The 15042-nt window shown below is 41.4% G+C and carries 16 protein-coding genes and 1 pseudogene; all 17 read right to left on the reverse strand.

Going from position 1 to position 15042, the window contains the following annotated elements; translation table 11 throughout:
- Positions 1 to 613: 613 nt before the first annotated feature.
- The 17 genes and pseudogenes from ACFILO_RS08260 to ACFILO_RS08340 all read right to left on the reverse strand — a co-directional run bounded on the left by ACFILO_RS08260 (position 614) and on the right by ACFILO_RS08340 (position 14789).
- Entirely contained in the window at positions 614 to 751 is a 138-nt protein-coding gene (locus ACFILO_RS08260; protein ID WP_155915008.1) for a hypothetical protein, read from the reverse strand.
- A gap of 303 nt (positions 752 to 1054) precedes the next feature.
- Complete coding sequence (locus ACFILO_RS08265) at positions 1055 to 1558, reverse strand: DUF6622 family protein (protein ID WP_074380593.1); 504 nt, start codon at positions 1556 to 1558, stop codon at positions 1055 to 1057.
- 1 nt (position 1559) lies between these two features.
- Entirely contained in the window at positions 1560 to 2117 is a 558-nt protein-coding gene (locus ACFILO_RS08270) for a hypothetical protein (protein WP_375641074.1), read from the reverse strand.
- Positions 2105 to 2902 (reverse strand): beta-hydroxyacyl-ACP dehydratase, encoded by a 798-nt coding sequence (locus ACFILO_RS08275; RefSeq protein ID WP_375612527.1) that lies wholly within the window; start codon positions 2900 to 2902, stop codon positions 2105 to 2107. Before ACFILO_RS08275 ends, ACFILO_RS08270 begins: the two co-directional genes overlap by 13 nt.
- Positions 2893 to 3966: a citrate/2-methylcitrate synthase gene (locus tag ACFILO_RS08280; protein ID WP_375641076.1), complete on the reverse strand. Its 1074-nt coding sequence runs from the start codon at positions 3964 to 3966 to the stop codon at positions 2893 to 2895. The genes ACFILO_RS08275 and ACFILO_RS08280 overlap by 10 nt, the downstream gene beginning before the upstream one ends.
- Positions 3967 to 4060: 94 nt before the next feature.
- Positions 4061 to 5278, reverse strand: a complete 1218-nt coding sequence (locus ACFILO_RS08285; RefSeq protein ID WP_375662599.1) for a hypothetical protein — start codon at positions 5276 to 5278, stop codon at positions 4061 to 4063.
- Positions 5279 to 5284: 6 nt separating this feature from the next.
- Positions 5285 to 5947, reverse strand: a complete 663-nt coding sequence (locus tag ACFILO_RS08290; RefSeq protein WP_375678109.1) for a class I SAM-dependent methyltransferase — start codon at positions 5945 to 5947, stop codon at positions 5285 to 5287.
- Between the two features lie 395 nt (positions 5948 to 6342).
- Positions 6343 to 6705, reverse strand: coding sequence for a hypothetical protein (locus tag ACFILO_RS08295; protein WP_375647745.1), 363 nt, complete (start codon positions 6703 to 6705; stop codon positions 6343 to 6345).
- Positions 6693 to 8102, reverse strand: a complete 1410-nt coding sequence (locus ACFILO_RS08300) for an AMP-binding protein (protein ID WP_375662598.1) — start codon at positions 8100 to 8102, stop codon at positions 6693 to 6695. The genes ACFILO_RS08295 and ACFILO_RS08300 overlap by 13 nt, the downstream gene beginning before the upstream one ends.
- A 10-nt stretch (positions 8103 to 8112) precedes the next feature.
- Positions 8113 to 9399 carry a beta-ketoacyl-[acyl-carrier-protein] synthase family protein gene (locus ACFILO_RS08305; RefSeq protein WP_375678110.1) on the reverse strand — a complete coding sequence of 429 codons (1287 nt, stop codon included), beginning with the start codon at positions 9397 to 9399 and terminating at the stop codon, positions 8113 to 8115.
- Between the two features lie 13 nt (positions 9400 to 9412).
- The gene (locus ACFILO_RS08310) at positions 9413 to 10480 is read right to left on the reverse strand and encodes a hypothetical protein (protein WP_375641081.1); all 1068 of its coding nucleotides are present in this window, start codon (positions 10478 to 10480) and stop codon (positions 9413 to 9415) included.
- Position 10481: 1 nt separating this feature from the next.
- Positions 10482 to 10865 (reverse strand): acyl carrier protein, encoded by a 384-nt coding sequence (locus tag ACFILO_RS08315; protein WP_375621709.1) that lies wholly within the window; start codon positions 10863 to 10865, stop codon positions 10482 to 10484.
- On the reverse strand, positions 10865 to 11494 hold the full coding sequence (locus tag ACFILO_RS08320) for an SDR family oxidoreductase (RefSeq protein WP_375678111.1): 630 nt from the start codon (positions 11492 to 11494) through the stop codon (positions 10865 to 10867). Before ACFILO_RS08320 ends, ACFILO_RS08315 begins: the two co-directional genes overlap by 1 nt.
- Before the next feature lie 504 nt (positions 11495 to 11998).
- A complete protein-coding gene (locus tag ACFILO_RS08325; protein WP_375642555.1) occupies positions 11999 to 12190 on the reverse strand; it encodes a hypothetical protein in 192 nt (63 codons plus the stop codon).
- A 24-nt stretch (positions 12191 to 12214) separates the two neighbouring features.
- Positions 12215 to 13115, reverse strand: a pseudogene (locus ACFILO_RS08330) (toprim domain-containing protein).
- A gap of 98 nt (positions 13116 to 13213) precedes the next feature.
- On the reverse strand, positions 13214 to 13414 hold the full coding sequence (locus tag ACFILO_RS08335) for a helix-turn-helix transcriptional regulator (protein ID WP_375678112.1): 201 nt from the start codon (positions 13412 to 13414) through the stop codon (positions 13214 to 13216).
- 208 nt (positions 13415 to 13622) lie between these two features.
- Positions 13623 to 14789, reverse strand: coding sequence for a tyrosine-type recombinase/integrase (locus ACFILO_RS08340; protein WP_375678113.1), 1167 nt, complete (start codon positions 14787 to 14789; stop codon positions 13623 to 13625).
- Positions 14790 to 15042 lie beyond the last annotated feature (253 nt).

A 15042-nucleotide genomic window follows, 5' to 3' on the forward strand; every position in this document is an offset into this window, starting at 1 on the left:
TGTAAGCTTTCAGAAAGGTTATTCTCTTTGGCTTCTTTAAAAATCTTTTGCATCCATTCACGAAAGATCTCTTGAGCATCAGCAGAAAAACGCATCACAAGAGGGTGTTCAGGAGAACCAAGGGGTTTATATCATAATGAGAACGTATTAAGCTAAGAGGAGATGCCAAATTCTCAAAGGAGAAGTGCAATGCACCTTTACGAGTTTTTTGGACTTCATGATTTTTTGTACAACATTATGCCCCCCAAGATTATGTGCCCTTAAGCAGCTACAGTCGTTGATACAATATCCTCAGCAAGCATTTGTTCATCTTGCACATATATTTTTAGTATTTTTAATAATTTTTTTTTGGAAGATTTCTTGGTACGGCACGCGATACATCAGTGCTAACGTTCTCTTAAAAAACACCCAGATAATTAATCAGCTTCAAAAAACAACCTTACCAATGAAGTACTAGCTAGAGGGTTGCATGCACAACGCAATAATGGCACACTGATTCCCACAAGCGTGCTTCACATATTGCACGCATAGCCTGTACAGAGTCTACCGCTCCTAAATACTCAAACGTAAAAACGTAATGCTACTGGATCGTATAGTGACCGCAGTTGCACCCTTAAACACCGGTTCCTCCCCATATCATAATGCTTGACAAAAGCATCATGCCATCATAGCAACGGCTTTGCGTAGGGGTCCCACAACATAGTTCTACAAATTGTTGACGCATTGCCAAGCTAACAGTTTTCTTGCCCACCTACGCCAATGAGACCATCACTATCCTCTTTTTGAATCGTAAAACAAAATGATTTCCCATGAGCGATAAACCATCTGCTCAAAGTCCAGCTAGCTCAAACTCATAGCATTCTAAACCTTTAGGCTCGCTCTTCCCCCAAGGGGGCATAGTCAGATATATCACTTCCCTCACCTCTTCACGCGCTGGGATAAAAAAATCTGAAACTACGAGGCAACGCTGCATTTGTATGCAGCGTTGTTGTTAGGAATAAGCTTCTATTGAGATAGTTCTAATGGGAAGCACCCACAGCTAATGGTATAGGGATTAATTTGGATTCTTTCGAAATGCTATATATAAATTTAATGTGCCGCCCCACAACACACCACCAGTAAACCCACTTAAAAGACCAAAAAGAAGGTTAAAATCAAATGCATATTTCAAATCAGGTACAACCTTGAGAAAAACAATCAATGTGAATTTGATGACAAAAGCGATAAGAATAAATGTCAGCGTCAACGGCGTACCAGGCAGAATAATGAAATCCGTTCCCTCTTTGATTTTTAAACGCGCAGTAGCACGCCAGAGCAACCAGCCAACGCCAAAGCCGATCATCAGCCCTGCCAACATTGCGATTGCTCCCCAGCGTGGGAAAGCCAGCTGGTTAATCACATCGCTTGCGCCCAAAAAAAGAAAGACTAACGGCAAGAGAAAAAGGCGGTAAACCTTCGTTTCCCTATCTTTCAATGCGATTATTCCCCTCGCAATGAGAAAAATAAGCAAAATCCAAGCCCATAAAGGGGTTCCGGTCAGAATGTTAAACAATGACATATTATGCTCCATGATGTTTGATGCGATAAAAATATTGCATGATGTTAGGAAGATATTTAGAAAAAAGAATACCAGTACAAATTAAACCCATAGTGATTAACCAAATCTGGGGGGTCCATGTAAAAAAAGCCACTAGAAGACCATTGGCAAAAAAGATGATTACCCAAATCCATGTAATATATTTATTGATGAGATAAAATAGGATATGTTTGCGTTTTTCTTCAGAAACACCAGCACTGGCATAAAAAATGGTAAAGGGTTTCTTTACCAGCAAGCTAATCAATGAAACCAGAGCAAGTGACAGATAGCAAAAAACTGTGGGGTAGTTCAGTAAAAGTGTAGACCATCCAGCGAAATAATTAACAAACAGGACAATAACTGTCAGAATGTTAGTAATCATCACGGGTTCTCCCTGCCGGACAATTTTAATATTCACAGCAATAATGAACAATAAAATCACAGTTAAGATGAGAGAGCGTTCGACCAGAGTTAAAAAGTTTCCATTGATAACCCAGGAGTAAATACTCCACGGAATAAAAGAGATTATTATGTTAAACATGGCGCATCCTCCTTTTTATATTTGATAGAAAACTTACCGCAAGTGCTTCGTTTTTTAGTTTCCGTATGAATATAAAAAACGCCACCCAGTTCACACTCTGTATCCTGTTTAATGGTCAACTGATAGGTATCTCCCGGATAAACTGCTTCAATGAACTTTACTTTTTTCAGCGCAACAGATGCGATATTTTTCGCCCTACCCTGCGTGGCCAAAGCCAGAACCATCTCAATCAATAGTGAACCAGGACATACGGCGTGGGAGGGGAAATGTTCCTCAAAAAGCGGGTGATGCGCATTAAAGGAAAAAGTACAAGAATCTCCGGTTACGGAAGAAATCTTACATAAATCGCCTAGTAATGGAAGAGCGGCTTTCACAGAACACGAGCTAAAGAAGCAGACCTTACTGACCATGATGATTGCCTGCGCAATAACGGCCTTTCCATTGTCATATGTGCTAGCCTTACAGTGAATACGATAGGCCTCATTAATGCGTTCAATATGTCCTTCAACGCATAACCGATCGCTATCAAAATGGGTGGTAGAGAAAAACTGTTCAACCATAACAGGGAGATAGCGATAAGTGAGATCCGAGTTTTTAGCCACCATGGTGGCGAATCGAACTGAAAACTGATGCAAGGCTTCGAGTAACAAGCCCTGTTTCAAATAGTTATGGGCTAACTCCCAGTGAGAAATATCGATTTGCCCGTAAGCACGCATCGGTGTGATTAAGGTGATACTCTGACATATACCCAAGAAATTTGGCTCGGTGTGATGCTTTATAGCCATAATTGGGAGACCTTTTTATATTTTTCTCTTAAATCCTTTGATGATAAACTGAAGGAATGAGTGCTAAACCGCGCTTGATAGTGCGCGAGAAGTATAGGCATACGACAAACGAAAAAAGCCAACAATCCCAGCTCAGGAGAAGCCCGATGTTTGCTCATGATGCTTGCAATTAGAAAATCGACATTGGGTTGCAGTCCTGTATTGTCCGAAATAGATCGCACAAGCGAACTGAAGGGGCACATAGGCACCTGAAAGCGTGAAAAAAAGAAATCAACCCGGACATCCCATTGCATAATCGGATGACCAAACCTTGGCCAGGGTTTGTCTTTGCAATAATGCGTTACCGCCGCCTTAAGATTCCCGGCTTCAATCTCATGGAGGACACCAGAAAGTCGCATGATAGCATATTTGCAGGCTCCCATATGCACGGAGCCAATGGCACTAAACCCACCGATTAGTGCAGAAATGACGTCGCTCTTGGTACTGATAATAAATCTTACCATGGTGGTTGTGGGTGTCACAGTACCAAACCCGCCCAGCAGTAGAGACATGCACCCGCAAAGCACATTAATATCCCAGTCGGAAGAAGCTTCCTTGCTAGTTAATACTAACCAAAAAGCAAGCTCCAAGGTATTGCAATTTTCGATCGCCGGCAAATCGGAAAACTGTTGGGAAGAGCACGCCAATGCAATAATCCACGGCATCAGCAAGATAATTTTAAGACAACCACCGTCGCTTACGGGAGCCATGACCTTACCCTGAGCCGCAGAAACCTCAACTTGCGATAATAACATCATAAATCGCTGCGTTAAACTCAAAGATGGCAATACATTGATCAGTTGATGCATCGCCTGCAGTTTGGCTGTAGGGTTCGTCTTTTGCAGTTCGGCGTTAGCATTCTGAATCAGCCGATCCATCTGTTCTTCATTAAGAAGGTTGCCGGTCAGTACAAACCATGCGTTCTGCAAATAACGGTTTTCATCGGCAATATCAATCAAATTACATCCACGAATAAACAATGCGTTATTATCTAAACCATAATTATCAATAACATCATCTGACATGATTTACTCCTGCTGCTCCGGTGACACGCTATAAAACCTGATGTTGACATTTATCGTATGCGAATTCCCTGATACAATTTCATTACACAAATTATCAAGTTGCATTACAGGACTCCCTTGCGTCATAAACTAGCAGGCATTTCCCTCTGGGTGAGAAAAGCAAATCGCTATATTCGACGAGGGTGAGATTAATACGCCCGCGCTTTTTCATATAGGCTTCATAAATATCCGGCAAATGATAGATTTCCTCAGTTAGTTCGGACAAATCAAGGTTGTGAAATACTTCGCGGCAGATTTTAATATCCATAATCTCTTGTCTATCCGCGGATAAAGACAATACAATTTGAACAATCACATCGGGCAACCTTCGATTAATAATTTTGAATATTTTTTCATGGCTAATCAAATTTCCCATGAAATTAAAATCAACAGCATTGCGTTTAATACCTTCAAAATAGAGGTCACCATTTTCAACGGATAATGTGCCCATATCGCCCACGGAGTATCTGATAAGTTTGCGCGAGGCATCGGGATCCAGCGATGTCACTAGCAGTCCTCTCTTATCTTCATATTCAAAGAAGAAATCATCGCTGAAGAGTAGGTACCGATTAAGCCGCCCTTCGGCGGACATACCAATGAAACCGCACTCCGACAAACCATATAAACCAATTATCCGCAGATCGGCGCCCAGCATCTCGCGCAGATAGTTTTCATGCACGCTCAGCATCGATTCACCAGTAAAGACCACTTTTTTAATTGCCAGTGGAACCCCAAGGCTGAGCATGGCTTCAACGAACTGAACGATGGTGCTGGGCACACCAAACAGTACCGAGAGCCGTATTTCAGCCAGAAACTCGAAATGACTCTTCAGCAGCAGAGCAATATCGCCAACCGGCACAACATGTGCACGGCAATTTTTTAAAATTTCACACGCCAAGTAGTGTAAAGATGAAAACAGATTAATCGTAAACAGGTTGCCAACAACATCCCCTGGGGAAAAAACCTGCCGCGCGCGCAGGTTACGAATTAAATTGCGCTCTGATGAGCTGATCCCTTCCTTACAGAATTTTAAACGAACGTTGGCCATTTTCATCGCCCCAGTGATGCCACTTGTAGCACTAATCAGCATCGGTAAGTGTTCACCCGCAGAGTCCACTTGAGTCAAAGAACCACTATCACCAGTGATCGAATAAACGCGTGTACTTATCCTAACCAAATCGCGGAAAGCAATGTAATCGAGTGCATGGCAGCCAGTTATTGCCGTTATACGTGGTTGCATTTTTGCATACATTTCAGCACAGAAATAATCCATGATAACTCAGACCTTTTTAATAAAAATTGCACAACCCAGAGCTGCTAGACCTTCTCCACGTGTCACTGTCCAGCTCATCTCACTAAGATCGCAGCCGTATAAAAGATCGGTGATACCGGCTAATGTAAATTTTTCTTCTGTGGACATAGCTGCCACACCGCATTCACGACGTGATTGGTTAAAAATACCCAGTGCTGTTTCTTCTGAATCAGCCAGGGGGTTGTGGATGATAATACGACCGCCGCGATCTAAAACACAGCAAAACTCCTGTAATCCTTTTTTAGGTTCAGCCCAGTGATGAATTACGGAACGGGCATAAATCATTGAAAAGGAGTTATCGGGAAACGGTAAATTGCTGACACTGGCTTCAATGATGTTGAATGCATGCTGGTATTTTAACTCGGTACATTTTTTAACACAAAACTGAACCATACGGGGATCGATATCAACCCCGTAAAAGGAATAGTCTGTGAGTTTTTGGGAGCGGTAAAGTTTGAAAAGCATGTGGCCAGTTCCCATGCCAATATCGAGAATTTTTTTCTTCGCAGAAGTAACACCAGATGCTTCTTCCAGAATTCTTTCCATCAAATACGCATTCCACGATGATGTACCTTCAGTAGCATACCTTTCATAGTGCTCAGGGGTGATATTCACCAGTAAATCATTCATCACATATTCCTCTAAATGAAGCTAGTTATGGCATTGCCATAAACTCGTTAAAAACTAACTGGGTATAGAAACGGTTATGTCCTCATATAAGAGGTCATCTAAAATAATTGATTGCAAATATGCATCCAGCAAAACAACGGTTATCACAGATTGACAAAGATAATAGCAGTTACAAATAAACGTCATCCCTTTAAACGCAAATATATTCCCAACGTACCGAAAAACACATCGCGTCCTGTCATGTTCAACTAAAAAATAATCATTTATATCAAAAATGCACGCCGAGATGGTGCATAATGCCTTATACAAGCTCTCCATGCAGCTAAATATTGTGGTGCATAGACGATTATCCAGCACCTGCCCTGCTGGAAAGTCCGCGCATTTTTTACAGTAATCTAGCATAAATGGTCTCGGTAGTTTTTTTTCTCAATAAATTCGATATCAACCCCGACAGACCGAATCCGCGGATCTTTATTAACCAACATAATACTTTTACTCCGTCCATGGCTTACAGAACTGTGTGACATCTTTACATCTGGCAAAATCCGTTTAAATATATCGATAAAAAGTACCTTCGCCATTTCACGGTGCAATATCATTCTCGATGTACGTCTCGTCGATACAGGCAAATAACGATGAAGCCTATCAATAGCTAAAAAATAGGTATAAAAAGAATGGCTCACAATGCACAGATAATTGTTTGCACGACGATTAACATACACTCTGCTCATATCATGAGCTTTATCTACATGGTACATTTTATTTTCCCTGTATTTGTCGTGGCAATTTTTCTGATATTTACTTTAAATGCATACTGATACCATTTATCAGTCAATAGTTTAGTAACGACTTTAACCTGCTCACTATTTGCCGACATATCAAGGTTGAGATAAAGATCGCCGTTCTGTGCTTTTGAAAAGTAATGCCTTAAACATCCGGCATACTTAATAATGTCATTTGAGATCAGTTGAACTGGGATAAACTTACCATTGTGTTTAAATTCATTAACGGCTCTGGCTATCCAGTAATAGCATTCGGATTCATCTTTAACAAACAGGTCGCCGGAATCAAACCATTCATCACGCGGCTTTAATTGCAAGGAACTATCAACATAACCATCACACGCGAAAGGCGTTTTATAAAACATACGGCGCACTGAATCAGAAGCATCCGCCCGATCAATGGGGCGCAAATCAATTTTTATATCACTCACCAGAACCTTACCCGGTGCCACAACGCCATATTTACTGGTTCTTTCAATATCGCGTAGCGAGCAGATCTTATTATGAAACAAGCGCGGTCCGGATTCGGTCTGACCGAAGTTATTCCATAACGTCGTGCATGATGAGAGGATGCCCGATGCTTGTACGGTAAGCAAACGATCGGATGCATTCAAGATATTTTGCACATGGATTCGGCTTTTGGTAAAAATGTCGCTTACTTCCAGCATCCAGTCACCGATTAAAGGCAAGTTGGTAATGCTATAGTGCGAAACGAGTTCAACAATATTACTTATTTGAAATTTTTCAAATACCAGTTTGCTATCCGATAAGAAGGCACATAGCATAGTAGAGAGACCATACATATACTGCACCGGGAAATAACACAATGAGCAATCTTCATTACTTAGTCCAAGAGATTGGCTCACCGCGATGGCATTCTCAATCAGAATATTTTCATGATATTGAATCAACTTCGGCTTACTGGTTGTTCCGGAGGTACAAAAATAGAAATGCGCGCACGGATATGCTGTAAAATCAGCCAGATTTTCGTTCACAGTTGAAAAACAGTGATCAAACGCGATATTAATCCGGTGACTGATGATACTAATATTCCTAACTTCATGGCTCATTACAACAGCCGCAATGCAATTGGCATCAACCAGCATATCAACAATGTCTAAATCATGAATACTGACGATCCAAGCTTTCAATTTTAGCATAGACGCAACAAAATAGCTGATTAGACCTTCGAAATTATTTCTAATCACAAAAACAAACAGCTTATTTTGCTCCTCTTGCGGGCGATCACGAAAATATCTAACTACGGTATCTGCACACCCTTTTGTCATCATGCTGACATCCTCTGCCGAATAATGACTGTGATGATAAATCACTTGCCAGTTTCTTTCTAATAAGGAATATATTGTTAGCATGAGGTGTCCCTTACAGATATTGTGGATTCCCTAAAACCAAGCTGCTTGCGCTACCACCCATACCAAATGAGTTTTTCAATGCATATTTAAGCGGTCGGTACTGATGCTCCCTCACAAGCGCAATGCTAGCAGGCAATTGAGGATCGATTTCATCACAATTCAAAATTTTAGGCAAAACATTGTTCCGAAAAGAAACCAGTACACACAAAATTTCCATCGCACCGGCAGCAGCAATCAGATGCCCGTGCCAAGATTTTGTTGCCACAATCGCTGGGTTGTACGCGCCAAAAACCGTTCTGATTGCGCTGGCTTCGTGCTGATCATTTTGTACTGTCGATGTCCCATGTGTATTCACAAAATCAATAGCGGTACGGTCAATACCCGCATGTTCGATGGCTCGTTCCATCGACAGTTGCATTTCGAGATCATCTTTATGCGGCGCTACAATATGCTGTGCGCAAAGTGCACCGCCGTAACCCAATAAATAGGCCAACGGCTCACACTGCCGCGCCAGTACGTTAGATAATTTTTCAATAACGAACAGACCTGCGCCCTCCGCTAAAACAAATCCGCTGCGATGCCGGTCAAAAGGCCGCGAACGCCGTGGTCCACTGTAGTTTTGATCAGTCGATATCACTCCCATTTCTTCTAATCGCGCAAGATTCAGCGGGGTGACTTTCGCAGAAACACCGCCGCAAATCGCCGCTTTAACTTCACCATTGCGGATGGCTCGCATCGCGAGGCCGATACTTTGCGTTGATGCAGAACAAAGGCCTAGAAGAGCAAAGCTCAGGCCCGCAAACGGGATAATTTCATGTATCGTTTTTAGAACCGCAGTTGTATCGAGATCAAAAAACTCATCAATTTTAAAATGTTCTAGCGCGACATCGACCAAGCATTGCTTATCCGCGTCGGCGGGAACCTTGTCTGCAAAACCGATACACTTTTCAATATCGATTGCCGATTCATCAATCCCTACAATACAGCCAATATCTTCTGCTGGATAATATCCCTGCAAATGCAGTTGTTCATGCAGTCTCTTTGCTGCTAAGCCCGCATAAAAAAGCTCGCCGTTTCTGAAGGATTTTTTTTTAGGCCAGCGTAGCAACTCATTACCTTCTATAGGAATCCCAGCTTCATGAGTTTGAAAATACTGGTGATCAAATTTTTTAATCTTCCGTATACCACTTTTCTCACGCATAAAGCAGGCGTGAATTTCATCCAAGTGGCTGCCTAATGGCGTAACAGCCCCATATGCACTAATACATAATGTATCTGCATCAAAATGGGTATTCATTGTAAAGCTCCCCTTAGTGTTTAATTATCCAAATATTTCCGATACCATAATTGATAGCCGCACCAGTCAGCATAACTCGGGCCCCCGAGGGAATCGCAGGATCATTAAGACAGCATAAAATATCCAGTATGTTATTGAGTTTTCCAGTGTACCCAGTTTTAGATTTATAGTTAACAACCGGTATCCCTGGAAAAAATTTCTCTAGCGCTGAATATTCAGCTATTTGTTGCATACGAATACCGTTGTTATAACTAACAATAACATCAGGTTCCCCCTGTTGCGTTCGTTGTTTACTCAACAGGCTTTCCCAGTCCCGTTCTTCAAAACTGACTTTAGGGCAATAACGAATAGTCACAGAGATTAATTCAGCTAGTGCATCGCAACTGTTATTGTCTAAAGACATCACTGCTGCCCCCCAACTCGGGATAATACCAGAAATATCTTTATCACTTTGTCGAATTTCACCGAATTTTTTAAAGACAGTCAGACTATCGAAGTTCAGCATATTTGCTGCACTAACAACCATCGCTCGCTCTTTTGCAATTATATTAGCGATGTCAGCATAAGCCAATTTCAATGCAACTAGGCCACTTAATGATGCGGCACGTAACGGCATCCCTTCCTCATGATCAAGTAACAATTTTGAGATGTGATACAACACATTTGTTGGCAACAATCGCAACGTATTCAGAGGATTATTCATCTCCTTATACTGCTGGATATGCTTCCAGACTGAACCATCGTCCTTATATTTACGGCAAATTTCAAAAAGCAAATCAAAGCTGCGGTCTTCGCTATCGCATGCAGTATATAGAAAAGCTTTTGCATGCTCCGCTAGGCAATCTTTACTTTGAAAATCTATCAGCGCATTGATTACCATTTTTGACATATCATTTAGCACTGAGCGGTCTTCTCTGCTGACCAGCTTCTTGTCTATCATAGACGGTGTCGAAAAGTGGTAATAGTCCATATCACAAGGATTAATGTCATCCGCAGTGCTGAGCAGCTGGCTCAGCGCTGCACTATTAGGCGCGAATTGCTGATACACACCATAGTTTTTTATATAGACCCTTTCCGTCATGCTAGTTGCGCTTTAAAACTGATATACGCTGGTTGATATAATTCAGCGTGAAATAGGAGTAGAGTTCTTTAAACTGGATTTTCTTATCAATCGATTCATATTCTTTTAACCCCAGCAGGTCATTGATTTTAGCAACACCTTCGCTAGTCCACTCTTTGGTATCAAATGAGTAAAATGCTTCTGTAGTGGCCCATTTATTTACCGGCCAAAGGCTTTCAGGGCTAACATCAACCTTGAAGTGCTTTTTTAACTCGAAGGCAAAATCAATATAATCAATCGAAGTCATTCCGTAATCAGAGAATAGCGACTTGTGCGGATCAAGCTCTTCTGACTCATCAAGATACATGACATCTTTAAAAATCTGGCTAATTTTTGTAATATACATTAGATGATCCCCTCACCATTCCCGATCGTTAATGAAACGCCTGTAGTAATAATTTTACCGTTAATAAACGCATTGATAGCATTCGCAACATCTTCGGCAGCCAACATTTTCCTCATTGGGATGGTTTTTTCTATGCTAGCAATACTTCTTCCTTCTTTCGCACAATAGTCCTGAAGCATCTTTGTCTTGATATAACCAGGGCTTATGCACAGCGTTCTGATATTGAATCGGCCCATTTCCAATGCAATGCCGGAGAGATATCTTTCCACAGCTGCCTTCGTCGAGCCATATAAAGAGTTACCCACTCTGATTTTTTTTGCGGACACCGAACTGATAAACACCAGCTTGGTCTCATTTTCTTTATACTGCTTCATCGTTTTGACTACCGTATTAAAAATCAGCACGGCTGACAGATAGTTAAGACGAGTGATGGCGTTAATATTTTCGGGTTCCAGCTCATCGCACAAACATGCTGGGTTATAACCAGCACAGTAGATAGCTATCTCAATTCTAACATTTTCTAAGGCAGCACAAAACTGCACGACGTCTTGCTCAGATGTCAAATCCAAGCGAACTGGCAAGACAGCACTTTGGTACCGATGCTTCCATATCACTAACGGCGGTTTCATTACTGAACCATGTAAAAACTACGAAATAACCACCATTAATTAGTGAATCTATGACATTCCGCGCTATCTCAGCAGTCCCTGCGACTACCAGCGCCAACGATTTTTCATTATATGCAGGATTATTTACGATATCGACAAAACTATGACTCATGCCTCCCCCTTATATTTAAACATGCTATAAATTTTCCAGCACAGAATCACCCTTGATAAAACATAATCCCAATGAAACTATATAGACGAGGATATCTGCTTACTTTCGCAGTACCACCTAAATTAATTAAAAGCAACTGCTTTTAATTAAAAAATTACCAGTACCTAAAGGCCAAAATTGTCATGATCCTCCCGAGTATATTGCAGCCCCGAATAAAGCTGCAAATCTGGATCAAACAGCTGGCTATGCCCGCTCTTCAACCAAGTTTGGTCATAACTAAAAGAAAAAGTCTCTTTGCCTCTGCCAGATGCAGCATAAAGCTGCCCCATGCGACATGGGACTTCCATGCCAGCCTAATGCGCCCAGACTTCTATCGCTTTTTGTTTTGACGCTTGCATTAATCTCTCTTGGGCACGCAGCGTTTCGTGTGCAGCAGGCCAGAATCCTGCAAACTGCGTCCCAGCGGATCGTTCCCTTCTAACAACAATAAATCTTTTCCAACCGTAAACAAGCATTATCGTTATCATTGACGGGGGTATTTTCATTGTTGTTTTGTAAATGACTCTCTTTCATAGTTCCTTCTTTTGAGAAAGTAATACGTTATTAAAATCGGTTCCTTTTGGAGCTTGCATGATAAAAACCTCAAGGCCTTGTCTATAGGCACGCGCAGCGAGGTTAAAACCTGCTTTACGACCCGCATCATCGCCGTCCATTGCAATGGTGAGACGCCCTTTTATAAGGGGGTAAATTCACACGCATCATGCCACTGGTTGAAAGAGACGCCCATAAATTAACGGGCTCTGATAACAACCCAGACAAAAGAGCCAGACCGGTTTCAATGCCCTCACAAATGACCAGATGTTTTGGATTACCTTGACTTAAATGCACAGCACCCCCCGTTACAGATCCCAACATAGCTTTGGCTGGTGATTGATCTGTTTTACAGCCATTGTCTTTTAAAAAGGTTCTATAAATGGCGAAAGAGCCAGCGCCCTTAACAAAAGCAACCAACGCGGGCAGTGTAACCCCAGAGGGGTGTGGACATTTGTCGTAAAAGCGTAAATCAGGAGGCAAATCACATGTAATACCCCGCATACGTAAATAGGTTTCTGCTAAAGTGTTTTTAATAGGTTGGCTTTGTTGCCAAATTGCTTTTGCTCTCTCTGCTTTCTGTTTTGCTCGTTTGAAATCAGCACAAAACTGTTTGGATAAAGAAGGAGCGTGATCATAAGCTTTATCAAAAAAGGCTTGTTTTCCAAGCAAGCCAATTCTAATGAGCGCTTGTATGATTTCTCTAAAAGAGCAGCCAGCATAACAATAGAGTAAAAGACGCCCATCATTTCCATTAGAAATAGATAAACTAGGCAGCCTATCATCATGAGCAGGGCAACGGGCTGTTCCATAACGCCCATGCCAAACCCCGCGCAAGGCACGTGTGATACCTTGCGCATTCTTAAAAGAACACATCATTGTAAATCCTATAACGTTGCGTCACAGGACGGATTGTGCTATCTCTAGGGTGATGAGTTTGAGAAAGCCTTGTCCGTCCTTACGTGACAAGGTTTTTTTTATGCCGCGTCACTTTGACGTTGCTGTTTTGCTTGCTCGATGACATTCAAGAGATCTGATTGTAACCAACGGGATAAAAAACCAAATTTTAAAGGTTTTGGGAGAGAGCCATTGGTAATATGACGGCGGAATGTTGAGACACTCATATGAAGCAATTTTGCACTTTCACGGTCTGTTAAAAGAATATCATTTTCTGTCATACTAAAATCCTTTCACTATAAAAAAATGGTAACAAATCATAACTATTTATTAAGCACATTTTGGTTTATTTTTGAAAGTATTTTATTTATAGAAAACAATATTCTATCATATAATTTCTGATGTGATAATTTATGACTCTTATTGAGAAAGAATGAGAGACAAGAGAGCTAAAGCTATCCACAGATATGGGGTAAATTACCCCATATCTTAAGATTGACCCGTGACATAAGCCGCCCATTTCTCCATATAGACACGGCGCTGTTCTAGATAGTCAGTACGACGATAGGCACGCTCTACTTGTCCTCCTACTGTATGACTTAGAATGGTTTCAGCGACCTCATAGGGGGCATCGGTTGTTTCAGCGAGCCAATCGCGTAAACTAGAGCGAAAACCATGCGGGCATGCTTCAATTTTATTTTTTCTCATATACCAAGCCATCATCGTATGTGAAAGAGGACCGCGACCGGTAGGAGAAAAAAGAAAATCACTTTTAGAAATACAACGAGCTTGTTCAATAATTTTCAGCGCTTCTTTTGATAAGGGGACGCGAAATTCTGTTGTAGTATCACGCTTTCCTTTCATATTTTCAGCAGGAATTGTCCAGACATCATCTTCAATTTGACCTTCACGAATATGACGCAAAGGAAAAGTACGAACTCCTGTCAAAATAAGCAAACGCAAAGCCAGTTGTGTTAGGATTGTTGTTTGGCAAAGTGTTTTATAAAAGGCAGGGACCTCTTTCCAATCCATTGCGGGCATGTTTTGCGTTTTATGACGTTGTTTGCCTAAGAGAGCACGTGCTTTTTCTGTTGCTTGTAAATCAACATCCAATCCTAGTGCAGCCGCATGTTTGAGACATATATTAAGACGATTAAGAGCTCTATTAGCTGTTCCAGCTTTTGTATGCCAGATAGGAGCAAGAGTATTGCGTATCTCAGTTTGGGTAATTTCTGAAACGGGTAAACAGCCTAATTTGGGGAGAATATGAAGACGTAATGGTAAAAACCAATGTCCGTCTTTTCCATCCCCTTTTAATTCAGCTTTACGACTTTCAAAAGCATCTATGGCAATATCTTTTAAGTAATGGAGATTGCTTATCGCCTCACGCTTTTGTTTATTGCGTTCTTTAATAGGGTCACGACCCTCATGCAAAACAGAACGCCATTGATTTGCCAATTCACGCGCTTTTTTTAAAGAAACGTTTCGCAATGCCCCCAAGCCCATTTCACGACGGCGCCCATGAATGGTATAACGGTAAATCCATTGAGCACCTCCATCTTTACGCTTGTGAAGTAACAAGCCGGCACCATCGTTATATTTGCCAGCCCCTAATGTTGCAACAGATCTTGCATTAAGACGGTTCATAAGAGCCATTTTAAGTCCTTTCTTATACAAATTTTATCCACACACTCATCCCACTTGCTATGTGCAAACGAGTGGTTTTGATTGATTCAATATAAACAGATTTGAAATAAGAGAATCTTACGTTATTCGGGTCTTTAACTCAATATGAATAACGCTAGATTATCATTATAAATCAATAGCTTGTCACCAGCTCACAAGCTTACGAAACAAACCTTCATGAGAGAGATCAGATACATTGCTGTCTTTTTCTAAACGTTCATCA

Origin of the sequence: Bartonella sp. AP72JLCBS (assembly GCF_042195705.1) — a bacterium.
Classification (GTDB): Bacteria; Pseudomonadota; Alphaproteobacteria; order Rhizobiales; family Rhizobiaceae; genus Bartonella.